The organism is Pantoea sp. LS15, from assembly GCF_012241585.1.
Classification (GTDB): Bacteria; Pseudomonadota; Gammaproteobacteria; order Enterobacterales; family Enterobacteriaceae; genus Enterobacter.
The window spans coordinates 117935-142090 of sequence record NZ_JAAVXA010000009.1 but is presented as its reverse complement, the minus strand read 5'-3'; the positions used below and the strand labels follow the sequence as shown (position 1 = coordinate 142090).

The following is a 24156-nucleotide window of genomic DNA, read 5'->3' as shown; positions in this document are numbered from 1 at the left end:
ATTCGTTTTATACCGCTTAGTTCCGGCGATAAGTTTATGGAAAAGGTAAAAATTTATTGGCCGTCTTTACAAAACTCAGCGCTTATTCCACAGCCATGAGCTTGCGGTATTCATCCCAGGCATACAAATCTGTCATACCGCTGATATAGTCCTGGATAAGACGACAGCGATAATAATATTCCATCACTGGCCATTGGGGAGAATGGCGATCCAGCTTACCGATCGCTTCAACATACGCCAACCGATGACGGGTTGAGAGTTTCTGATAAAGCCGGGATTCGATGGGTATTCCACGCACCCGTTCTTTTTCCACCAGTTCACTGAACTCATCGACCGATAACTGAAGCAATGGGGAATAAATTTCCAGTAACCCACTGATTACCCGGTATCCCTGTAGCTCTAACTGTTCGACATCCGGATGGCTGAATACATGCCGCATTGCCACATGCTTATAAAGCTCAAGGAGTTGACTGAAACTGCTGTCATCTTCCAGCAGCGCGTGATTGAATTCCCCGCTGTAAATCAGCGGCAAATTATCAATAAAACGCGACGCAGCATATGGCACCAGTTTATTTAGTGTATTGACCCGCAAATACATAAAGAACTGATCTTCAGTGCTGCGGCTTAATGTATTTGATCGCGATTTCTCCCAGGCATTTTCGACAACCTGAGCAAACAGCGACCCTTTTTCATGCGTTCCCCAGGCAGTATAAAGATGCTGATAAAGCTCCTCGACGCTGAATATTCTTTTCTCAACGGCATCTTCCAGGTCAGCCACACAATAGGAAATATCGTCGGCGGCTTCCATAATCCACGTTAATGGAAAACGGCCGTTTGGCGTCAATGAGAGTTCTTTACGTAGCCGTTCAATATAGGCTTCTTCAGAAAGGTAATAGCCCGGCTTTTTCATCAAATAGCTGTGGGATGCGGGCGTCTCTCCCATCCACCAGGCGGGACGCGTATATTTCAGGATACAGCCGACCTGCGCCCAGGTCAGGTTCATACGCATCAGGGAATGGACCAGTCTGATCCCCTGCGCATTACCCTCGAAGTGACACAGATCCTGGCGCACTTTGCGACGCAGATCGTTCAGCCCCTCTTCGCCTTCGCGCAGGCGTAAATCGCGTACGATGCAGCGGTCATCGCTGAGAGGCTGGCTTACCGCATCTGAAGGGTAAAGTCGTTGTTTAAACCAGTCATTGATTGCCGCTTCACCAAAGTGACCAAAAGGCGGGTTGCCAATGTCATGCATCAGGCAGGCCATCTCAACGATACTCTCAAAGGGGCCTGTCAGTTCGTCCAGACCATAGGTTTCCAGCAAACGTTGTTCTTTGAGACGGCTCAAAATCTCTTTGGCAATGTAACGGCCAACCTGCTGCACTTCCATTGAGTGGGTTAAGCGCGTGCGCACTGCAGCGTTACGTTCAAGCGGAAATACCTGGGTCTTTTGCTGCAAACGACGGATGGCGGGCGAGTTAATGATCCGCCCGCGATCGCTTTCGAAGATACGCAGGATTTCATGCTCGCTCTTGTCGCCCTGCGGCGAACGGAAACGTCGGTGCCAGTTAATTTTGGTGCGAAAATCGATCTGCGCCATGTGCTCCCCCGCGTGAGAAATGCGCTTCCACTAAAGCCCATGATAGACTATGCATCTTAACAAGGCACATCGCGAGTAAATCTATGAAAATCGGCATTATTGGTGCAATGGAAGAAGAAGTTACGCTGCTGCGTGACAAAATTGAGAACCGTCAGACGCTCTCTCTGGGGGGTTGTGAGATCTACACCGGCCAACTGAACGGTGTTGACGTGGCTCTGCTGAAATCAGGCATCGGTAAAGTGGCTGCTGCACTGGGTGCAACCCTGTTGCTTGAGCGCTGCAAGCCAGACGTGATCGTTAACACCGGCTCTGCGGGCGGTCTGGCACCGTCGCTGAAAGTGGGTGATATCGTCGTCTCCGACGAAGCACGTTACCACGATGCTGACGTCACCGCGTTCGGTTATGAGTACGGCCAGCTCCCGGGATGCCCGGCAGGGTTTAAAGCTGACGATAAACTGATTGCGGCGGCAGAAACCTGCATTGCCGAGCTGAACCTCAACGCTGTACGTGGTCTGATTGTCAGCGGTGATGCCTTCATCAATGGTTCTGTTGGCCTGGCGAAAATCCGTCATAACTTCCCGCAGGCCGTTGCCGTTGAGATGGAAGCGACCGCGATCGCTCACGTTTGCCATAACTTCAACGTACCGTTTGTGGTGGTACGTGCCATCTCTGACGTAGCAGATCAGCAGTCTCACATCAGCTTCGACGAGTTCCTGACCGTTGCGGCAAAACAGTCCACCGTGATGGTGGAACGCCTGGTGCAGAAACTGGCACGTGGCTAAACATACCGTCAGGGCGCTGGCCGCCCTGCTTCTGCTTGCACCGGTATGGCTCTATGCTGTGCCGCGTGTGATTACACTCTCTCCCGCCAACACCGAACTGGCGTTTGCCGCCGGGATCACGCCAGTTGGCGTGAGTAGCTTTTCGGATTACCCCCCGCAAGCGGCAGGTATTGAACAGGTTGCATCCTGGCAAGGAATGAACCTTGAGCGCATCGTCGCACTTAAACCGGATCTGGTGCTGGCGTGGCGTGGTGGTAATGCCGAGCGACAGGTCAACCAGCTCACCTCGCTTGGGATCAACGTCATGTGGATTGATGCCGTGAGCATTGAACAAGTCGCTCAGGCGCTACGCTCTCTCGCCCCTTATAGCCCAACGCCCAAAAAAGCCGAGAGCGCGGCGAAACAGATGCTCAGTGACTATGCCGCGCTAAAATCGCGATACGACACCCCAGTTAAAAAGCGCATCTTCCTGCAGTTTGGTAGCCAGCCACTATTCACCACCGGGAAAGGCTCAATTCAGAACCAGGTGCTGGAAGTTTGCGGTGGTGAAAATATCTTTGCTGCCAGCCGGGTACCGTGGCCTCAGGTCAGCCGTGAACAGGTGCTGGCACGCCAGCCACAGGCCATTGTCGTGGTCGGAAATGCGAGCGAGATTCCTAAAATTGAACAATTCTGGCGAAGCCAGCTAAAAATTCCGGTGATCCCACTCAACAGTGACTGGTTTGAACGCGCCAGCCCGCGTATTATCCTCGCCGCAAAACAGCTCTGTGCCGCGCTGGCAGAGAGTCACTAACATAAGACCCCGTTCGAGGATTTAACGATGCTCGTGTATTGGCTGGATATTCTTGGCACAGCCGTTTTTGCTATCTCCGGTGTCCTGCTGGCCGGGAAACTACGCATGGATCCATTTGGCGTGCTGGTGCTTGGCGTGGTTACCGCCGTTGGTGGTGGGACTATCCGCGATATGGCGCTGGCAAATGGCCCCGTGTTTTGGGTAAAAGATCCCACCGATCTGGTGGTAGCGATGGTCACTTGCCTGTTAACCATCGTTCTGGTGCGTCAGCCCCGTAGATTACCAAAATGGATTCTTCCCGTGCTGGACGCCGTCGGTCTGGCCGTATTCGTAGGCATTGGGGTCAACAAAGCCTTCAATGCGGGAACGGGCCCAATGGTGGCAATCTGCATGGGGGTCTTAACCGGCGTCGGCGGCGGGATCATTCGCGATATTCTGGCGCGTGAAGTGCCGATGATTCTGCGTACTGAAATTTATGCAACGGCCTGCATAGTGGGCGGGATTGTTCACGCTACCGCGTACTACACCTTTGCCCTCCCGCTGGAAAATTCCGCGATGCTGGGGATGGTGGTCACGCTGGTGATACGTTTAGCGGCGATACGCTGGCATCTGAAGCTACCGACGTTTGCGCTGGATGATAACGGAAGGTAAAAGCAAAACGGTAACCGCCAGGTTACCGTTTTTTGGTCATCAGATGCTGAACGACGAACCGCATCCGCAGGTGCTGGTTGCGTTCGGGTTAGTCACAACAAAGCGTGAACCTTCCAGACCTTCAGTGTAATCCACCGAACCGCCTACCAGATATTGCAGGCTCATCGGGTCAACCACCAGTGCAACGCCCTGCTTCTCGATAGTCATATCACCATCGTTAACCTGGTCGTCAAAGGTAAAACCATACTGGAAGCCGCTGCAGCCGCCACCGGTAATATAGACACGCAGTTTCAGATCCGGATTGTCTTCATCGGCAATCAGGGTTTTCACTTTGTTGGCTGCTGCTTCGGTAAATTCCAGCGGCAGCGCTACGTCATCACTCATCTTATGCTCCCATGAATACTGCTATTGGGCAAAATTCACCCAATTCTTTATGTCATTATCTAATACCCTGGTATTTCATTCAAGTATTCTGCGTGGCCGCCCGTTCAGCCTCTTGTTTTGCCAGGGTACGTGCAAGGATGGTGGAGTATAGCGGTTTTCCACCCAGGAATTGGGCTAATAGTGTCGCGCCGAGGCAGGTAATGATCATTGGCAAAATGAGCTGGTAATTATCCGTCATTTCCAGCACCAGTACGATGCCAGTCAACGGTGCTCGCAAGGATGCGGCCAGCAGCGCGCCCATTCCGGCCACCGCAAACGTCCCGGCGTCCAGATGATAAGCCGGGAAACCCACTTCAGCCGCCATCCCAAACGCGGTCCCCAGCAGCGTGCCCAATGCCAGCATTGGCGCGAAAATCCCGCCGGGTGCTCCGGAGGAGAAACACAACACCGTTGTGATGACGCGTGAAATAAACATAAACAGCAGCAGACCCACGCTGAAATTGCCCGCCGCCGCGATGGGAATCAGCCCGAAGCCACCGCCAGCGGCATTGGGCTCAATAAAACCGAGTAGACCACACATCCCACCCAGCAGGCCGCCCATCAGCACCCATTTGGTGGTATTTCCGCCGTGAATGCGCTGGAACATATCCTGAGCACGCAAGATAAAGGTGTTAAATAGCGGGCCAACCACGCCAAAAATCATACCGAGGATCAGGTAAAGCCACAGAGTATTCACCGGGGCATTGGTGAGTTTGCCGACCTCAATCACCGCGCCTTCGCCATTAAAGATGCGAAAGACAATGCTCGACATAATGACGCCGGTAAACACCGCTTTGATAGAAATCAGGTTGTAGCGAAACTGCGTGCGCATCTCTTCGATGATAAACAGGATCCCCGCCAGCGGCGCGTTAAACGCCGCCGAAAGTCCCGCCGCCGCGCCCGTGGCCAGCAGGGTATGGCGTGCTTCGGCGCTACGCATCCGAAACAGATCGCCCACCATGCGCCCGACGTTCCCGCCCAGTTGTACGGTTGGACCTTCTCGCCCCAGAACCATGCCCGCTCCGAGCGTTCCCATACCGCCGATAAATTTTACCGGGATGACGCGCCACCAGCGCACCGGGCGTAACTCCTCCAGCGCACCTTCAATTTCCGGGATCCCTGAACCCCCAGCTTCCGGCGCAAACTTGCGCACCAGAAAGTATCCCACCATGGCAAACAGCGCCGACAGTCCGAACGCCCATACCCAAACCAGCCACCGACTATCGGCGAAACCAGCTACAGTGCCGACTCGCCAGTTCAGTACCGCATTGACCGCTTTTTCGAATAGTACACCCACCAGCCCGGCGACTGTACCGACCACGGCGGCAGCCAGCAGAATAGCCAGCGGGGTTTTATCGCGATTGAGCAAACGCCGAATACTGATACGGTGCTGTATGCGTCTGAACTGTTGTTCTTCAAAAGTGGGGATGTTTGCTTTCATTACCATTTCTTATCGTCATACAAATAGCCCCGGGGATTCTACCAGACTGCGTCATGTCATCCCGTGAAAAATACTTAACAATTGTTCAGGGAAGAAAGAGGCAAAAATTTCATTACCTTCCGCGGATCACTTAGAATAGTGTGCTTAATCATTTTATACGAACCAGGAACGACGCCATGAGCAAGTCTGAAAACCTCTACAGTGCAGCCCGCGAGCTTATTCCGGGTGGCGTGAACTCACCTGTACGCGCCTTTACCGGCGTAGGCGGCACGCCGCTGTTTATCGAACGTGCTGACGGCGCGTACCTGTTTGATGTCGATGGCAAAGCCTATATTGATTATGTCGGTTCCTGGGGACCGATGGTACTTGGGCATAACCACCCTGCTATTCGTAACGCGGTGATTGAAGCAGCTCAGCGTGGTCTGAGCTTCGGCGCGCCAACCGAGATGGAAGTGAAAATGGCAGAGCTGGTGACTGAACTGGTGCCCACCATGGACATGGTGCGCATGGTGAACTCCGGTACCGAAGCCACCATGAGCGCCATCCGTCTGGCGCGTGGTTTTACTGGCCGCGACAAAATCATCAAGTTTGAAGGCTGCTACCACGGCCACGCGGACTGCCTGCTGGTGAAAGCGGGCTCCGGCGCGCTGACCCTGGGCCAGCCAAACTCTCCGGGTGTACCGGCTGATTTCGCAAAGCACACGCTGACCTGCACCTATAACGATCTGGATACCGTTCGCGCAGCGTTCGAGCAATATCCACAGGAGATCGCCTGCATTATCGTTGAACCCGTTGCGGGCAACATGAACTGCATCCCACCGCAGCCTGATTTCCTGCCGGGTCTGCGCGCACTGTGTGATGAATTCGGCGCGCTGCTGATCATTGACGAAGTGATGACCGGCTTCCGCGTGGCGCTGGCGGGTGCCCAGTCTTATTATGGCGTTGAGCCTGATCTGACCTGCCTCGGCAAAATCATCGGCGGCGGCATGCCAGTCGGTGCATTCGGTGGTCGTAAGGATGTGATGGAAGCCCTGGCACCAACAGGCCCGGTTTACCAGGCGGGTACGCTCTCCGGTAACCCGATCGCGATGGCTGCGGGCTTAGCCTGCCTGACCGAAGTGGCTCAGCCAGGTATTCATGAAACTCTGACTGACCTGACCACTCAGCTGGCAAACGGTCTGCTGGAAGCCGCTGCAGAAGTGGGGATCCCTCTGGTGGTGAACCACGTAGGTGGGATGTTCGGGATTTTCTTCACCGATGCGAAAACCGTCACCTGCTATCAGGATGTGGTGAAATGTGACGTCGAGCGCTTCAAGCGCTTCTTCCACCTGATGCTGGAAGAAGGGGTATACCTGGCTCCGTCAGCGTTCGAAGCTGGCTTTATGTCCGTGGCGCACAGCGAAGACGATATCAATAAGACCATCGACGCGGCGCGTAAGGTGTTCGCGAAGTTGTAAGGGCATTGCCGGGTGGCGCTAACGCTTACCCGGCTTACCTGCTCTGCTTTCTTAACAGATAAATAAAGTACGGCGCGCCAATAAAGGTCGACAGCAGACCCGCCGGGATCTGATACGGGAACAACACCATTCTTCCGCACCAGTCCGCAAACACCAGCATTATCCCGCCCGTCAGGGCCGACATAACAATATGCGGCATGGTCCGACGAAAACCCATCATTCTGGCGATGTGCGGCGCCATCAACCCCACAAAACTTAGCGGTCCTATCGTCATGGTGGCCGTCGCCGTCAGACACGCAGCCAGCAGAAGAAGCGCCACGCGCGTTGGTGTTAGCGCTAACCCGACCGCACGTGCGGTTTCACCACCCAGCGGCAGGATGGTCATCCAGCGACGACACAGCGGCACAACCGCCAGTAACACGATCATCACGATCCCGGTATGAACAACCTGGCTGCCGGTAGCACTGTACGTTGAGCCGGAAATCCAGGTCAGGATCTTCGCCATACGCGGATCGCCACTCGCCTGAAGCAGCATCAGCAACATGGTAAATGCCGTACTGAGCGCCATCCCGGCCAGCAGCATTCGGTGCGGGGAAAAACCACCGCGACCAGAGGCAATCAGGATGATTAACAGCGTCACCGCCGCACCAATACTCCCGGCAGGCATTAACCAGCCGAAGGCATTTCCCGGCACGAAGAACAGCATCAGCACCACACCAAATGCCGCGCCAGAACTAATCCCCAGCACTTCCGGGCTGGCCATCGGATTGCCGGTCAGGCGCTGGATAATACAACCCGCGACAGCCAACATGACACCGGCAATTAACGCAGAAAGAACACGCGGCCAGCGCCACTGCAGCAGTTCATGGAATAAATCGCCCGTCGCCCAGTGCCAGCCCGCCGCATCCCGCCCAAAAGCGAATGCGGCAAATGAGGCAATAATCAGCAACACCAGACCGGCAAGGCTAAACCACAGTACTGACTGACGTTCAGCATGAACCTTATCGCCGACATCCATCGCCGGTGCGCTAATACTGCGCAGACGCGGGAGCAGCCACAGCAGCAGCGGCGCACCAATAAGCGCGGTCACCGATCCCGTTGACACTTCCCTCCAGACTTGCGCCAGCCAGAGAATGATCTGATCGGAAAGCCAGAGGATCAGCGCGCCAATTAGCGGCGCCAGCATCAGACGCGCCAGAAGACGCCGTGCACCGAGCATTTTCGCCAGCAGGGGAGCAAAGAGGCCAATAAACCCGATGATGCCAACGGCGTTTACCAGCAAAGCGCTTAATACAATCGCCAGCGTCAGCGCTGCAAGACGAGCCAGCGACAGCGCCAGCCCCAGGTTACGCGCCACACCATCATCCAGCCCCATTAACGTTAACGGACGCAGGAGCAGCAGGGTCAGCAGTACACCGCCAATTAGCTGCGGCCACAGACGCTCAACACCGCTCCAGTCAGTCTGGGTAAGGGTTCCGGTACTCCACAGGAACATGCTTTGCAGTTGATCGTGATGGAACAGCACCAGCAGTTGATTAATCGCGCCACAATAGAGACTGACCACCAGCCCGGCCAGGATTAGTGTCACGGGGGACAGGCGTTTACCCCAGGCCACGCCAAAGACCAGAGCCCCCACCACACATGCCCCCACGAGAGCTGCAAACTGTGTGGTTAACGCGCCGGGCAGCGCCCACAGCGTGGTAATGGTGATCCCAAGCTGCGCACCTGTTGCAACACCCAGCGTTGTCGGCTCTGCCAGAGGGTTACGCAGTACCTGCTGGAACAACACCCCCACCAGGCCTAACCCGGCCCCGACCAGCAGCGAAATCGCCAGACGTGGTAGCAGGCTGTAGTGGAACACCATCTGCCGAATGTTGTCGATATCCGGGGCTGTCAGCGCGGCGCCCCACTGCCCGCGCGGCAATGCCGTCGACAAGTTGAACCAGGTTAAGACCAGCGCAGCAAGGAAGAGTAAGGACAACAGCAGTGCCGGGAAGCGTGCAATACGCGTACTCATGCTTTACCTCCCAGCGCATTATCCAGCACGCGGGCAAAATGCATAGCCGACAGCGTCGCGCCGTAGAACCATACCGCTGGCACGCGCTGGAAGCGCTGCTCACGCACAAACGGCATCGCCTGCCAGAGCGGAGTGGCCATCAGCGTTTGCATATCCCGTTCATTGCCATGGTCGAAACACAGCACGTCGACATCACGAAATGCCGCCAGGCGGTCAATACCCACTGTCGTACTGCCCCAGAAGTTCATCTCACCTTCCCAGGCATTGCGAATACCAACACTGTCGAGCACGTCCTGGAACAGACAGTTTTTGCCGAAGACCAGCATATGGCGGGCATCCAGTAACGTCATCATCAACAGCGGACGATCGCCCCGGTGGGTAAAGCGCGGTTTCAGGGAGTCAATCAGGGCGTCGAATTCGTCGAGATGCTTTTTGGCCTCCGCCTCTCGGTTGAGGAGATGCGCCATCTCGTTAATTGAGTGTTTCGCCATGGTCAGCGGTTTTTTACCGTCACTGAAGGAGAAACCTCGACCAGGCGCAATGCGGGACATGGTCTCTTCTGACGGACCGTACCCCGCTGACCAGAACAGGAATGACGGTTTCATCTGAGTGAGCAGCTCAAGGTTTGGCTCAGTACGCAGGCCGACGTCGATCACCGAGTCCGGCAGCTTCGGCTCGTTCACCCAGAGGTTATAGTTGGGAATGTCCGCTACGCCATAAGGCGTGACGCCGAGCGCCATCATCAACTCGACTGGCAACCACTCCAGTGCCACGATACGGTGCGGATCGACAGCGGCGGCATGCGCCGTATTCATTTTTAATAACAACGGTGATAGCGCCATTGCCGTCAGCAGGCGACGGCGGCTCAGTAGCATTGAATCCAGCATCAGTATACAAAGCTCACCGGTGCAGCCCCGGCCGGGTGAGGCAGAATACCCATTGGAATTCCGTAAATGTGTTCCAGCGTTTCGCTGCGCATCAGTTCGGATGGTGTGCCCTGCGCAATCATTTCCCCGCCACGCAGCGCGACGAGGTAGTCACAATAACGCGCGGCCATGTTGATATCGTGCAGGACCGCAATCACCGTCAACCCACGCTGCTGGCTTAAGCGATGCACCAGCGCCAGAACGTCAACCTGATGGGCAATATCCAGCGCAGAAGTGGGTTCATCCAGCAGCAGGCAACGGCTGTCCTGCGCCACCAGCATCGCAATCCACGCGCGCTGACGTTCGCCTCCGGACAGGCTATCCACCAGACGGTGTGCCAGTGGTTTTAATCCCACCAGCGAAATCGCCTCTTCCACTTTTTCTCTGTCGGCGACACCGAAACGCCCAAGCGCCCCGTGCCACGGATAACGCCCAATCGCTACCAGTTCACGCACCGTCATCCCCTCCGCCTGCGGCAGCTGCTGGGGCAAATACGCGACTTTGCGGGCAAAGGCTTTACTGCTCCAGCTCTCCAGCGGTTGGTCATCCAGCAGAATATCGCCTTCCGAAGGCGGCTGATGGCGGCCCAGCATCTTAAGCAAAGTCGATTTACCGGAACCGTTGTGACCAATCAGGCCAGTGACTTTACCGGCAGGGAATGTCAAAGAGAGCGGATGCAGCAAGGTGCGCCCGGGTACGCGAAAGGAGAGATTGCTGAGCGTAAAAGTGGTGTCGGATTGCGTTTTATTATCCTGCATGTCAGCCAACTTAAATAAAAAGGGCACGGCGAACCGTGCCCAAAGAGAGATTAGAAGCGGAAGGTCGCCGTGGCCACAACCTGACGTTCAGCACCCCAGAAGCAACCGTAGGTGTTGAAGCAGCTGGCAACATATTCACGATCGAACAGGTTGTTCACATGAAGCGCGACGTTTGAGCCTGCCATCCCCACACGCGCCAGATCATATCTGACAAGTGCATCAACTACGGTGTAGCTGCCTACCGTGAAGGTGTTCGCCGCATCGCCTTTGCTGGAGCCGGTGTAACGAACACCGGTACCCAGCGTCAGGCCAGACAGCGCACCGTCATACAGCGTGTAGTCACCCCACAGCGATGCCATGTGTTTTGGCACCTGCGCTGGTGTGTTGCCTTTGTAGTTGGTGTCCGTGGTGTATTCCGCATCGGTATAGGTATAAGAACCTACAACGTTAACGCTCGCAGACAATGCCGCTTTCGCTTCCAGCTCTACGCCACGGGAACGGATCTCACCACCTTCAACGGAGAATATAGAACCCGCTGGGTCAGCCATCAGGTTGTTGGTTTTAGTCAGCTGGTATACCGCACCGGTAATTACGATCGGACGATCGTTCGGCACGTATTTCACGCCCGCTTCGTACTGTTTGCCTTTAGACGGCGAGAATGGTTTGCCCTGGGCATCTGCCTGTGAAGATGGTTCAAACGATTCACTGTAGCTAAAGTACGGGGTTACGCCGTTATCAAACAGATAGTTAACGCCACCGCGCCAGGTGAACTGGGTATCATCACGTTTGGAAGTGGTATTAGATACGCGGTTGTAGGACTCTTGATCGGCCCAGTCATAACGGCCGCCAAGGGTTACCAGCACTTTATCCCACTGCGCCTGATCCTGAACGTACAGACCTGTCTGTTTCTGGCGGTTGAGAATTTGATAAGGACCAGAGGTTGCAGGATCTTTCGAGCCGAAATCAAAATCGCTGTTCACCGGATGGTAGAGATCCAGCAGCGGTACAGAATCGTCATAACCAAACCAGGAGTTGATGTCATTACGCATACGCATAAAGTCAACGCCGGTCAGCAGAATGTGGTCCACCTCACCGGTAGAGAATTTGCTCTGCAGTTGAGTATCAACGGTGAAGTTCTGCAGTTTTTCATGATCGACAACGTATTTACGCGCCAGGTAATGGCCTTTGTCAGCAGGTGCTAACGCTGCACACTGCTTGTTGCCGACATTCGCCGGGTCGGAACAAACGCCATAGCCGTAAACGCTATTTTGCGAGGTTTTATTCTCGGCAAAACGCAGGTTCTGACGCACGGTAAAGGTATCGTTGAATTCGTGATCGAAGCTATATCCCACCATTTTCTGGTTACGGGAATAGGTGTTGTTCTTCGCACCTTCGTTGAAGTCAGTCGGCAGACGATCGCCGTTTGGTAGCGGATCAACCGTTCCCTCTTTTGGCAGCCAGCCGTAATAGCCCGTTTCAGGCTCGTTCTGGAAATAGGAGAGGAACGTGAAGGTGGTTTTATCATCCGGACGCCAGGAGAACGATGGCGCGATAGCATAACGCTGTTCTTCCGCACGTTCCTGCTGGGCATTATTAGAACGCGCCACGCCGGTTAAACGGTAGGAATAAACGCCGTCGTCGTCGAGCGCATCGCTAAAATCAAAGCCAGTCTGGAACAGGCTGTCAGTACCTACTTTGAACTGGATCTCTTTCAGCGGCTCAGTCGTTGGACGCTTACTCACCATATTCAGCAAGCCACCAGGGCTGCTTTTTCCGTACAGAACAGAAACCGGGCCACGCATAATTTCAGCGCGTTCCAGCATATAAGGGTCAATCACCGCGTCGTTATAGAAGTTGCCCTGCATCTTCATACCGTCGAGGTAGTTATTCTGGCTCTGACCATCGGCCGCGAAACCGCGAATGACCAGGTAGTCATAGGTATTAGATGCACCACGCGTGCCGACCGCAACGCCCGGGGTATAACTCAGCGCTTCTTTAACAGAGCGTGGTTGATGCAATGCCATCTCTTCGGCAGTCACTACCGAAATGGACTGTGGAACCTTTTGAATCGGGGTATCCGTTTTCGTTCCGGTCGCAGATTGCCTTGCAGCGATAGTCGCAGCAGGCCCCCAGGCACTTTCCTGTGCAGCCGGAGCGGCAGTAACAGTGATGGTTTCTTCTTTTTTCGGTGTTTCGGCAGCATGTGCATAAGCAGACATGCCAGCAACCGCGGTGGCGACGACAACTGCGATTTTATGCAGCGACGTTTTGCCTGGCTGAGCAGTATTGGAAAGCGCCATGTTTAATCTCTGATGGAAAAGTGAATGATAACGTAAACGAGAATTATTATTATGAGCGCCAGAATAATATGCGAAACACTGACTGCATAGCAAGCAATAAGCGGCCCTACAAGATTTAAGGGTTTAAGAATTAAACAAGAGAAAACGAAGGGTTAATCTGAATTAAATTTGCAGTTAAGGAAATGAGACGGGCTGGTGAAAAAACATCCCCTTCCGAAGAAGGGGATATTGAGGAGTTAGTTACCGCCGAACATATCTTTAATCCAGCCTGCGACACCGTCGCTGTCTTTCTTCTCATTCTGCTGCTGCGGCTGTTGTTGCTGCGGCTGCTGTGGCTGAGAAGACGAATCAAACGGATTGCCCGATGGTTGTTCTGGCTGACTTTGCTGACACAGCGCGTCCGGGTTGGTCGTCCAGACCGGCAAGGTACGCATCCCGCCGCCACAGACAAAGTTACCGGAACCATCCACGCCCATATCAACAATGTCTTCCGGCGCGACCAGATTCAGCGGCACAGGGGACTGATTCGCCAGATAACGCTGGTAAATCGACATTGCCCCGCTTGCGCCGTACAGTTTGGTCGGCTGGTTGTTGTCGCGACCTACCCAGGTGATCACCACTTCACGGCCGTCGATACCGGCAAACCAGGTATCGACGTTGTTGTTGGTGGTCCCGGTTTTACCCGCCAGATGCAGACCCGGATACTTCGCTCCCAGTTGACGCCCGGTACCACGCTGCACAACCTGTTGCATCGTCCACAGCGTCATATAGGCGGCCTGAGCGGGCACCGCACGTTCAGCTTGCGGGAAGCTCTGATACAGCACAGAGCCATCTTCAGCTATCACTGAGCGCAGCGCAGACAGCTGTGCCCGGTTCCCGCCGCTGGCAATGGTCTGGAACGCCTGTGCGACTTCGATTGGCGTCAGGTTAAGCGCGCCCAGAATCATCGCCGGTACCGGATTCAGCTGATCTTTCGAAATACCCAGTTTCTGCCAGGTATCAACAATCGCTGGCAGGCCCAGTGACATCCCCAGATTAACCGTTGGTACGTTCATGGAGCGGGTTAACGCATCCACCAGCATCACCTGGCCGCTGAACTGTTTATCATCGTTCTGCGGTGACCATACCTGGCCGTTAGGCTGACGCAGGGAAATTGGCGCATCTGCAATCCAGGTATTCAGGCGATACTGGTTTGGCTGGCTCAGCGCAGTGAGATAGGTCGCTGGTTTTGCCAGAGAACCAATCGAACGACGCGCCTGCATAGCGCGGTTGTAGCCCGCAAACTGTGGCTCAGCCCCGCCCACCATCGCGCGAACTTCACCGGTGTTACGGTCAACCACCACCATCGCGGTTTCAAGATCGGAGAGCTTACGCTGTTTCTTCAGCGCCGGAATGCCTTCCACTGCCGCTTTTTCCGCGGCATCCTGCGCTACGGAGTCAAAGGTAGTGAAGATCTTCACGCCGGAGAGATCTTTAACCTTATCACCGAGCTTACTTTGCAGCTCCTGACGCACCAGTTGCATAAACGCAGGCTGAGGCGAAATCACGCCACCGCGCGGCTGCACGCCGAGTGGGCGAGCGCTCAGCATCTCGTACAACTCCTGATCGATCACCTGCTGTTGTTGCAGCAAACGCAGCACCAGGTTACGACGTTCAAGCGCCAGTTTTGGGTTACGCCACGGGTTATAAATGGACGCCCCTTTCACCATGCCGACCAGCAGCGCCTGCTGGTCAAGGCTCAACTCTTCAACCGGGCGACCAAAGTAGTACAGACTTGCCAGCGGGAAACCACGGATTTCATTATCACCGCTTTGACCGAGGTACACTTCGTTCATGTACAGCTCAAGGATACGATCCTTGCTGTAACGCGCGTCCATCAGCACGGCCATGTACGCTTCGTTGGCTTTACGCCAGTAAGAACGTTCGCTGGAGAGGAACAGGTTCTTCACCAGCTGCTGGGTGAGCGTACTCGCCCCCTGCACCGTGCGCCCTGCAGTCAGGTTCGCCAGTACTGCACGCCCGATGGAGTAGAGGCTGATACCGTCGTGCTCGTAGAAGTGACGGTCTTCGGTTGCCAGCAGCGTATCCACCAGCAGATCCGGGAAGCCATTACGCGCCACAAACAGACGCTGTTCACCGTTTGCCGATGAGAGCATGGTGATCAGGCGAGGATCAAGGCGGAAGAAACCGAACTGGCGGTTGTTATCCATGTTCTCGATAGTGTCCAGACGATCGCCGTCAAAGGTCAGACGCGCCCGCACCTGTCCCTCTTTGCTGTCCGGGAAATCAAACGGACGGCGGATCATCTCGATGCTGTTCGCCTGCACGGTGAATTCACCCGGGCGCGTCATCTTAGACACCTGACGATACTGGGTAGCTTCCAGCAGTTTCACCATCTCGTTCTTACTGATGGACATATCTGGCTCAAGGTTAACCATGCGGCCATATACTGCCGCAGGCAACTGCCAGACTTTACCGTCGATACGGCTGCGGATCTTCTGATCCAGATAGACGCCGTAAATCGCCATCAGCACAACAAAAACAATAAACAGCTTCAGCAGCAGCCAGAACCAGCCGCGTCTACCCCGAGGCTTACGCCCTTTGCCTTTCCCTTTACGCGGCATCGGTTCTTCATCCTCATAATCATCTTCATAGTCATCGTCATAGTCCTCATCTCTGAGGCGACGACGGCTTACCTTTTCTTTCGCCGGACGCGTTGGTTTTCCCTTACGTCCTATTGGCTCGCGGTCATTCCCCGCCATGCTTTTTCTCCGCAACTTTCAGGCGCAAAGGCCCGATTCTCTTTTCTTCCACATCACCGTGAAAGAAGAAATCTCTCAATTAAGAATATTTCTTCGTACGCCGTGTCGGCGCGGTATTCGCCGGATCGTCCGGCCAAACGTGTTTGGGATATCGACCCTTCATCTCTTTTTGCACTTCCCGGTAGCTGCCCGCCCAGAACGCCCCCAGATCGCGGGTGATTTGTAGCGGACGATGAGCAGGCGACAACAGTTCAAGCACCACCGGCACACGCCCTTCAGCGATGGATGGCGTGGTCGCCTCACCAAACATCTCCTGCATGCGTACCGCCAGCGCCGGAGGATTATCCTCGTGATAACGAATGGCAATCCGGCTTCCGGTCGGCACAGTGTAATGCCCTGGCAGTTCACTATCCAGACGTTGACGTAATGACCAGTCCAGTAAATTCTGTAACGCGACCTTAACATCAAGGGCTTTTAGTGCCCGCAGCGAGTGTACACCGCTCATTTGCGGCAGCAGCCAGCTCTCCAGCGAGGCAAGCAGCGTCTCATCATCCACCGCAGGCCAGGCATATTCTGGCAGCCAGCGCGCGGCACAGTGCAGACGAATACGGTATTGCTCCGCCTCGGGCGTCCAGTTCAGTACGTTCAACCCTTTTTCCCGAATGCCGTTCAGCATCGCCTGATGCATCTCTTCTTCTGACGGCTTCGCCAGCGGCTTCGTACCAAGGGTCAATTTGCCAATCTGGCTACGCCGAAACGCCTTCAGGGTGCCCTGGGTGTCATCCCATTCGACGATATCAGATTGCTGAAGCAGTTGCGGACAGGCACGCGTCAGGGCCTCAATATCGACAGCTATCGCCTGTAATATCCGTGCATCCGGCGACTGGCTGCCCTGCAACAGGAGCGGTGCGATCAGCCACTCATGGCGCGTCAGAGCATCGTCGCTGTCCAGCATCGCGCCCATGCCATTTGCCAGCTGATATCGACCGTCCAGCCCGCGTCGGCGCGCAATTCGGTCCGGAAATGCTTGTGCCAGTAACAGCGCGATAATATCAGTGTCTGGCGAGCCACCACGGCTGTTTAGCCGTTTGCTGAGCTGCTGCGCCCGTTGCTGCCAGTTCCCCTGATTGCGTGAAAATGCCTGCGCCAGATCGCTGCTGCCACCACGCGGCGGCTCCTCAAGAATAGCGGCCAGTTTCGCCGCCGTGGCAATTTCATCTTCCCCTTGCGCGGCAACCAGCATTGCGGCCAGACGCGGATCGTTGCCCAGAGCAGCCATTTTCTGGCCGCGCGTCGTCAGACGCTCGCCTTCAAGCGCGCCAAGCTGGGCCAGCAGTGTACGTGCTGCGGTAAGGTTTACGACAGGAGGCGGATTAAGCCAGGCCAGTTGTCCCGGATCCGGACAGCCCCATTGCAGCAGATCCATCACCAGACCTGATAAATCACTTTGTAAAATTTCCGGGGGACTTTGTTGTGCCGCGCGTTCAGCCTGCTCTGCACTGGTCAAATGCAGGCAGATACCCGCCTCAAGACGTCCTGCACGGCCTGCGCGCTGTACCATCGACGCCTGGCTTATACGTTGCGTCAGGAGTTTCGTCAGCCCGGTACGCGGGTCAAAGCTTGCCACTCTCTCCTGCGCGCTATCCACCACCAGGCGAATACCTTCGATGGTCAAACTGGTTTCCGCAATATTGGTTGCCAGTACCACTTTGCGCTGCCCCGCAGGCGCCGGGAGAATCGCTTTACGCTGGTCGGCCAGCGACAGCGCACCGTAAAGCGGACACAACTGTACATCGCTGCTGACACGGGAGGCCAGGTGCTCCTGCACACGCTGTATTTCGCCCACACCAGGTAAAAACAGCAGCAGCGAACCGGGTTCCTGACGCAGCAGTTCTGCGGTTGCGATGGCGACCACTTCATCAAAACGCTGATGGGCAGGTAGCGGTTGATAACGGCGCTCAACGGGGAACGCTCGCCCTTGCGAGGCTATCACCGGTGCATCAGGCAGTGTCTGCTGCAGCCGTTCGTTATCCAGCGTCGCCGACATGATGAGCAGCCGAAGGTCGTCACGCAGACCCTGTTGAACATCCAGTAATAGCGCGAGAGCCAGATCCGCCTGCAGACTGCGTTCGTGGAATTCATCCAGAATCACCAGCCCGACGCCGGTCAGTTCAGGATCGTTTTGCAGCATGCGGGTGAGTATTCCCTCGGTCACTACTTCAAGCCGTGTGGTCGGGCCGATGCAGGTTTCAGCGCGCATACGGTAGCCCACCGTCTCGCCCGGTTTTTCGTTAAGCAATTCCGCCAGGCGTTGTGCCACATTGCGCGCGGCCAGCCTGCGCGGCTCCAGCAGGATAATTTTCCCGCTGATATTCCCGTCTTTCAGGATCTGCAGTGGCAGCCAGGTGGATTTACCGGCCCCTGTCGGGGCATTCAGCAAAACCTGCGGGGCATGTTGTAAGGCAGCGAGAAGCTCGGGAAGGACGACGGCGACCGGCAATGAGGACACTAACAGCTCCAGAGGGTTAACATTAGTCGGCGTACATTGTAGCATCGGCGCATATCATTACCGAGTCCCCCGTATGTCTGAGTCGAAACGGCTGTTTTTTGCCATTGAATTACCCGCCCCAATACAGCGGCAAATTGTTCGCTGGCGCGCTGAGCACTTCCCGCCGGAAGCGGGTCGCCCTGTTGCCGCGGCTAACTTGCACCTGACGCTGGCCTTTTTGGGTGATGTGAGCTCCGATAAACAGCGGGCCCTGGCATCAATGGCCGGACGGATCTCTCAACCGGGATTTACGCTACACCTTGATGATGCCGGGCAGTGGTTGCGCTCGCGGGTAGTCTGGCTGGGTACGCGCCAGCCGCCTCGTGGAATATTACAGCTTGCAAATATGCTGCGCGCCCAGGCGGCACGCAGCGGCTGTTACCAGAGCCCGCAGCCATTTCATCCGCATATCACGTTGCTGCGCGATGCAGGTCAGGCCGTTGCCATCCCACCACCAGGTTTTCACTGGGCCTTTCCGGTTAATGAATTCGCACTTTATGAATCCGTCTTTGCACAAGGACGCACCCGCTACACGCCGCTACAGCGCTGGACGCTGGGCAACACCGTTAAGGACGCCTGATGAAGTTTAGCCCTCCCCTGCAGCACGCCACACTGATTCAACGCTACAAACGCTTCCTCGCAGACGTAGTCACGCCTGAAGGAATACAGCTCACCCTGCACTGTCCCAATACCGGTGCCATGACGGGGTGTGCGACAGCGGGTGACCGGGTTTGGTATTCCACATCAGAAAATACTAAACGCAAATATGCCCATACCTGGGAAATGACCGAAACACAAAACGGGGCATTTATTTGTGTTAACACACTGCGTGCCAATCAACTGGTTAAAGAAGCGCTAATGAATAATGCCCTTCCCGAACTGGTGGGTTATGACACGCATAAAAGTGAAGTGAAATATGGCGATGAAGGCAGCAGAATTGACTTCATGTTACAGGCGCAAGACAGGCCTGAGTGCTATATTGAAGTGAAATCAGTGACGTTAGCGGAACAGGAAAATGGCTACTTCCCGGATGCGGTAACGCTACGCGGGCAGAAGCATCTGCGAGAGCTAATGTGTGTTGCGGCGGCGGGCAAACGCGCCGTATTGCTGTTTGCGGTTTTGCATTCAGCCATTGAACGATTCTCTCCTGCCCGCCATATTGATCCTAAATACGCGCAATTGTTGAATGAGGCACAAAAGCAGGGGGTAGAGGTTTTGGCTTATAAAGCGGAACTTTCTGCCGATAATATGACTCTGAGATCCTCTCTTCCCATTGTCTTATAAGGGATTAGACGATTGATGATTAAGTGTTCTGGCCGCGTGCGTAAATACGCTTTTCCTCACAGGCTTGTCAAGTGTTACGTTTAGATAATTGCCATCCGGAAAAGCATCTGCTATTTATAGCGACCTGATTTTTCCCCCAACACGGGGATCGATAGTGCGTGTTAAGGAGAAGCAACATGCAAGAAGGGCAAAACCGTAAAACATCGTCCCTGAGTATTCTCGCCATCGCTGGGGTGGAGCCGTATCAAGAGAAACCGGGCGAAGAGTATATGAACGAAGCCCAGCTGTCGCACTTCAAGCGTATTCTTGAAGCATGGCGTAATCAACTCAGGGATGAAGTCGATCGCACCGTTACTCATATGCAGGATGAAGCTGCTAACTTCCCGGATCCGGTCGACCGTGCCGCTCAGGAAGAAGAGTTCAGCCTCGAACTGCGTAACCGTGACCGCGAACGCAAACTGATCAAAAAGATCGAGAAAACGCTGAAAAAAGTCGAAGACGAAGATTTTGGCTACTGCGAATCCTGTGGTGTTGAAATCGGCATTCGTCGCCTGGAAGCGCGTCCAACCGCCGACCTGTGCATCGACTGTAAAACACTGGCCGAAATCCGCGAAAAACAGATGGCCGGTTAATACCAGCGCTGTTTACACACTCCAAAGGCGGGAGTCACTCCCGCCTTGTTACTGTTGATATGTCTGAATCACACTATATTGGGCGCTTCGCGCCATCTCCTTCCGGTGAATTACACTTCGGCTCATTAATTGCCGCGCTCGGCAGCTACCTGCAGGCTCGTGCCAGCCAGGGCAAATGGCTTGTTCGCATTGAAGATATTGACCCTCCGCGTGAAGTTCCCGGTGCAGCAGACACCATTCTGCGTCAGCTGGAACATTACGGTCTTCACTGGGATGACGAAGTACTCTGGCAATCAAAACGTCACGACGCTTACCAGGAACGTCTGGCCTGGCTTAGCGCTCAGGGGCTTTCCTATAACTGTACCTGCACCCGCGCACGTATTCAGAGCGTAGGGGGTGTCTACGACGGCCATTGCAGTACGCTTAACAACGGTACGGAAAATGCCGCTGTACGGATTCGACAGCGTTCACCGGTGACACACTTTAACGATTTACTCTCCGGCGAGATCCAAGCCGATGAACGTCTGGCGCGTGAAGATTTTATTATTCACCGTCGTGATGGTCTGTTCGCTTACAACCTGGCCGTTGTCGTGGATGACAATTTCCAGGGCGTCACGGAAATCGTTCGTGGGGCAGATCTTGTTGAACCTACCGTGCGGCAAATATCGCTTTATCACCAGTTTGGCTGGAAAGCGCCGGATTACATTCATCTGCCGCTGGCGGTCAATGAGCATGGTTGTAAGCTGTCGAAGCAAAACCATGCGCCAGCCCTGCCATACGGCGATCCACGCCCGGTTTTGATCGACGCGCTGCGATTTCTCAACCAGAATGTAACCAATGAATGGCAGGATCTGCGTATTGACGAACTGCTGAAAATGGCGATCGCCCACTGGACGCTCACGGCGGTGCAAAAAATCCAGCATTCTCAAATGCGTTGCGCTGAGCTATGATTAGCCGCTTTTTTCATAACAAAACACACTACGAGGTGTACCATTTTTACCCGAGTCGCTAATTTTTGCCGTAAAGTGCTAAGCCGCGAAGAGAGCATGGCGAATGATGCTATTGCACAGCCACACATGTCGGTTATTCCGCGTGAGCAGCACAATATTTCCCGCAAAGATATCAGTGAAAATGCCCTCAAGGTGCTCTATCGTCTGAATAAAGCGGGCTACGAGGCCTATCTCGTGGGCGGTGGGGTGCGTGATTTACTGCTGGGCAAAAAACCTAAAGATTTCGACGTGACGACCAGCGCCACGCCTGAGCAGGTACGTAAATTATTCCGTAACTGCCGTCTTGTTGGCCGTCGTTTCCGTCTGGCTCACGTGATGTTTGGACCGGAGATCATCGAAGTGGCGACCTTCCGCGGCCACCACGAAGCGGGCGCATCTGATCGCACCACGTCGCAGCGCGGCCAGAACGGTATGCTGCTGCGCGATAATATCTTCGGTTCTATCGAAGAAGATGCCCAGCGTCGCGATTTCACTATCAATAGCCTTTACTACAGCGTGGCGGATTTCACCGTGCGTGATTACGTCGGCGGCATGCAGGACCTGAAAGAAGGCCTGATTCGTCTGATTGGCACGCCGGAAACGCGTTATCGTGAAGATCCCGTGCGTATGCTGCGCGCCGTGCGTTTCGCCGCCAAGCTGAATATGCGCATTAGCCCGGAAACAGCAGAACCTATTCCGCGTCTGGCGACGCTGATCAACGACGTGCCCCCTGCCCGTCTGTTTGAGGAAGCCCTGAAACTGCTGCAAGCCGGTTTTGGGTTCGATACCTATAATCTGCTGCGTGAATATAACCTTTTCCAGCCGTTGTTCCCGACCATTACCCGCTACTTCACCGAAAGCGGTGACAGCCCGATGGAGCGCATGATTGCGCAGGTGCTGAAAAATACCGATACCCGTATTCGCAACGATATGCGTGTCAATCCGGCGTTTCTGTTTGCGGCGATGTTCTGGTATCCACTGCTGGAAACGGCTCAAAGAATCACTCAGGAGAGCGGTCTCGCCTATTACGATGCCTTCGCACTGGCCGCGAACGACGTGCTGGACGAAGGGTGCCGTACGCTGGCGATCCCGAAACGTATTACCACGCTGGTGCGTGATATCTGGCAGCTTCAGTTGCGTATGTCCCGTCGTCAGGGCAAACGTGCCTGGAAGTTGATGGAGCATCCTAAGTTCCGCGCGGCATTCGATCTGCTTTCACTGCGGGCTGAAATTGAAAGGAATCAGGAGCTACAGCGTCTGGCGCAGTGGTGGGCCGAGTTCCAGGTTTCCGCCCCACCTGAACAGAAAGATATGCTCACCGGGCTGGATGAAGAGCCGGAACCACGTCGCCGTCATCGTCGTCCGCGCAAACGCGCGCCGCGTCGTGAAGGTGCTTCATGACCCTCGCGTATATCGCCATCGGCAGCAATTTAGCCTCTCCACTGGAGCAGGTTAATGCTGCCGTACAGGCGTTGGGCGAAATTCCGCAAAGCCGGATCGTGGCAGTCTCTTCGTTTTACCGTACTCCACCATTGGGCCCGCAGGATCAGCCTGATTACCTCAATGCCGCCGTCGTGCTGGAAACCACTCTGGATGCCGAAACGTTGCTGGATAATACTCAGCGCATCGAACTGCAACAGGGTCGCGTACGCAAAGCCGAACGCTGGGGGCCACGCACTCTCGATCTCGATATTATGTTGTTTGGTCATGAGATCATAAACACCGACCGCCTCACTGTTCCGCACTACGACATGAAAAACCGGGGTTTTATGCTCTGGCCGCTGTTTGAAGTCGCCCCCGACCTCACCTTTCCGGATGGTATCTCGTTGAAGGCCGTTCTGGACACTCTCAATGCGGAAAGACCCGCTCGCTGGTGATCCTGCATCTTACCGATTAACCCTGAAATATTTGCAGTTAATCGGTTACCTAAAATCATTGTTCCCCCGAATGTTACTGTTAAAATGCGCAAAGATTCGCTTTTGGGCTATCAGGAAACAGTATGAAACCAACCACCATCTCCTTACTGCAGAAATGCAAACAGGAAAAAAAACGCTTCGCCACCATCACCGCGTATGACTACAGCTTCGCCAAACTCTTTGCCGAAGAGGGTATCAACGTCATGTTGGTCGGAGATTCGTTAGGGATGACGGTACAAGGACATGATTCCACCCTGCCGGTTACGGTTGAGGATATTGCTTACCATACCCGTGCCGTGCGCCGTGGTGCGCCAGCCTGCCTGCTACTTTCCGACCTGCCGTTTATGGCCTACGCCACGCCAGAGCAAGCCTTTGAAAATGCAGCAGCCGTGATGCGTGCCGGGGCCAACATGGTCAAAATCGAAGGTGGTGCCTGGCTCGTTGATACGGTGAAAATGCTCACCGAGCGCGCCGTGCCGGTGTGCGGTCATTTAGGCCTGACGCCGCAATCCGTGAATATCTTTGGCGGTTATAAAGTGCAGGGCCGTGGCGATGCCGCACAAACGCTGTTCGATGATGCTCTCGCCCTGGAAGCCGCTGGTGCACAACTGCTGGTGCTCGAGTGCGTTCCGGTTGAACTGGCAAAACGCATCACTGACGCGCTATCGATTCCGGTGATTGGTATTGGCGCAGGTAACGTGACGGATGGCCAGATCCTGGTGATGCACGACGCTTTTGGCATTACCGGTGGACATATCCCGAAATTTGCCAAAAATTTTCTCACAGAAGCGGGCGACATGCGCGCTGCGGTCAGGCAGTATATTGCCGAGGTTGAGTCCGGCGTTTACCCGGGCGAAGAACACAGTTTCCATTAAGGAGT

The 24156-nt window shown here is 55.0% G+C and carries 20 protein-coding genes; 11 read left to right on the top strand and 9 right to left on the bottom strand.

Annotation, left to right across the window (positions count from 1 at the left end):
- Positions 1-82 precede the first annotated feature (82 nt).
- Entirely contained in the window at positions 83-1597 is a 1515-nt protein-coding gene (dgt, locus tag HED65_RS14875; protein WP_114979143.1) for a dGTPase, read from the bottom strand.
- Positions 1598-1680: 83 nt separating this feature from the next.
- Here dgt and mtnN point away from each other — a divergent pair, with 83 nt between their 5' ends.
- The 3 genes from mtnN to HED65_RS14860 are packed head-to-tail and all read left to right on the top strand — an operon-like array spanning position 1681 to position 3823.
- Entirely contained in the window at positions 1681-2379 is a 699-nt protein-coding gene (gene mtnN, locus HED65_RS14870) for a 5'-methylthioadenosine/S-adenosylhomocysteine nucleosidase (RefSeq protein WP_028018306.1), read from the top strand.
- A complete protein-coding gene (gene btuF / locus HED65_RS14865) occupies positions 2372-3172 on the top strand; it encodes a vitamin B12 ABC transporter substrate-binding protein BtuF (RefSeq protein WP_114979142.1) in 801 nt (266 codons plus the stop codon). The genes mtnN and btuF overlap by 8 nt, the downstream gene beginning before the upstream one ends.
- A gap of 27 nt (positions 3173-3199) precedes the next feature.
- Positions 3200-3823, top strand: a complete 624-nt coding sequence (locus HED65_RS14860; protein ID WP_114979141.1) for a TRIC cation channel family protein — start codon at positions 3200-3202, stop codon at positions 3821-3823.
- 39 nt (positions 3824-3862) lie between these two features.
- On the opposite strand, the gene erpA is transcribed toward HED65_RS14860, so the two are convergent.
- Both erpA and clcA read right to left on the bottom strand, forming a co-directional pair.
- On the bottom strand, positions 3863-4207 hold the full coding sequence (erpA, locus tag HED65_RS14855; RefSeq protein WP_013095643.1) for an iron-sulfur cluster insertion protein ErpA: 345 nt from the start codon (positions 4205-4207) through the stop codon (positions 3863-3865).
- A 79-nt stretch (positions 4208-4286) separates the two neighbouring features.
- On the bottom strand, positions 4287-5687 hold the full coding sequence (clcA, locus tag HED65_RS14850) for a H(+)/Cl(-) exchange transporter ClcA (RefSeq protein WP_114979140.1): 1401 nt from the start codon (positions 5685-5687) through the stop codon (positions 4287-4289).
- Between the two features lie 176 nt (positions 5688-5863).
- Between clcA and hemL the strand changes: the two genes are divergently transcribed.
- Positions 5864-7144: a glutamate-1-semialdehyde 2,1-aminomutase gene (hemL, locus tag HED65_RS14845; protein WP_114979139.1), complete on the top strand. Its 1281-nt coding sequence runs from the start codon at positions 5864-5866 to the stop codon at positions 7142-7144.
- 34 nt (positions 7145-7178) lie between these two features.
- On the opposite strand, the gene fhuB is transcribed toward hemL, so the two are convergent.
- The 6 genes from fhuB to hrpB all read right to left on the bottom strand — a co-directional run bounded on the left by fhuB (position 7179) and on the right by hrpB (position 18416).
- Complete coding sequence (fhuB, locus tag HED65_RS14840; RefSeq protein WP_114979138.1) at positions 7179-9161, bottom strand: Fe(3+)-hydroxamate ABC transporter permease FhuB; 1983 nt, start codon at positions 9159-9161, stop codon at positions 7179-7181.
- Complete coding sequence (gene fhuD / locus HED65_RS14835) at positions 9158-10048, bottom strand: Fe(3+)-hydroxamate ABC transporter substrate-binding protein FhuD (protein ID WP_114979137.1); 891 nt, start codon at positions 10046-10048, stop codon at positions 9158-9160. Before fhuD ends, fhuB begins: the two co-directional genes overlap by 4 nt.
- Positions 10048-10845: a Fe3+-hydroxamate ABC transporter ATP-binding protein FhuC gene (fhuC, locus tag HED65_RS14830; RefSeq protein WP_114979136.1), complete on the bottom strand. Its 798-nt coding sequence runs from the start codon at positions 10843-10845 to the stop codon at positions 10048-10050. Before fhuC ends, fhuD begins: the two co-directional genes overlap by 1 nt.
- A 50-nt stretch (positions 10846-10895) precedes the next feature.
- Positions 10896-13145, bottom strand: coding sequence for a ferrichrome porin FhuA (gene fhuA, locus HED65_RS14825; RefSeq protein ID WP_114979135.1), 2250 nt, complete (start codon positions 13143-13145; stop codon positions 10896-10898).
- Between the two features lie 236 nt (positions 13146-13381).
- Entirely contained in the window at positions 13382-15907 is a 2526-nt protein-coding gene (gene mrcB, locus HED65_RS14820) for a bifunctional glycosyl transferase/transpeptidase (RefSeq protein WP_114979134.1), read from the bottom strand.
- A 79-nt stretch (positions 15908-15986) separates the two neighbouring features.
- On the bottom strand, positions 15987-18416 hold the full coding sequence (hrpB, locus tag HED65_RS14815) for an ATP-dependent helicase HrpB (RefSeq protein ID WP_114979133.1): 2430 nt from the start codon (positions 18414-18416) through the stop codon (positions 15987-15989).
- A 73-nt stretch (positions 18417-18489) separates the two neighbouring features.
- Here hrpB and thpR point away from each other — a divergent pair, with 73 nt between their 5' ends.
- The 7 genes from thpR to panB all read left to right on the top strand — a co-directional run bounded on the left by thpR (position 18490) and on the right by panB (position 24151).
- On the top strand, positions 18490-19035 hold the full coding sequence (gene thpR, locus HED65_RS14810) for an RNA 2',3'-cyclic phosphodiesterase (RefSeq protein WP_114979132.1): 546 nt from the start codon (positions 18490-18492) through the stop codon (positions 19033-19035).
- Complete coding sequence (gene sfsA / locus HED65_RS14805; protein ID WP_114979131.1) at positions 19035-19739, top strand: DNA/RNA nuclease SfsA; 705 nt, start codon at positions 19035-19037, stop codon at positions 19737-19739. Before thpR ends, sfsA begins: the two co-directional genes overlap by 1 nt.
- A gap of 176 nt (positions 19740-19915) precedes the next feature.
- The gene (gene dksA / locus HED65_RS14800) at positions 19916-20371 is read left to right on the top strand and encodes an RNA polymerase-binding protein DksA (protein WP_001155232.1); all 456 of its coding nucleotides are present in this window, start codon (positions 19916-19918) and stop codon (positions 20369-20371) included.
- A gap of 59 nt (positions 20372-20430) precedes the next feature.
- Positions 20431-21321: a tRNA glutamyl-Q(34) synthetase GluQRS gene (gene gluQRS, locus HED65_RS14795; RefSeq protein WP_114979130.1), complete on the top strand. Its 891-nt coding sequence runs from the start codon at positions 20431-20433 to the stop codon at positions 21319-21321.
- A gap of 42 nt (positions 21322-21363) precedes the next feature.
- Positions 21364-22761, top strand: a complete 1398-nt coding sequence (gene pcnB / locus HED65_RS14790) for a polynucleotide adenylyltransferase PcnB (protein WP_223256825.1) — start codon at positions 21364-21366, stop codon at positions 22759-22761.
- Positions 22758-23237 carry a 2-amino-4-hydroxy-6-hydroxymethyldihydropteridine diphosphokinase gene (gene folK / locus HED65_RS14785; RefSeq protein WP_114979128.1) on the top strand — a complete coding sequence of 160 codons (480 nt, stop codon included), beginning with the start codon at positions 22758-22760 and terminating at the stop codon, positions 23235-23237. Before pcnB ends, folK begins: the two co-directional genes overlap by 4 nt.
- Before the next feature lie 122 nt (positions 23238-23359).
- A complete protein-coding gene (gene panB / locus HED65_RS14780; RefSeq protein ID WP_114979127.1) occupies positions 23360-24151 on the top strand; it encodes a 3-methyl-2-oxobutanoate hydroxymethyltransferase in 792 nt (263 codons plus the stop codon).
- The last annotated feature ends 5 nt before the right edge of the window (positions 24152-24156 follow it).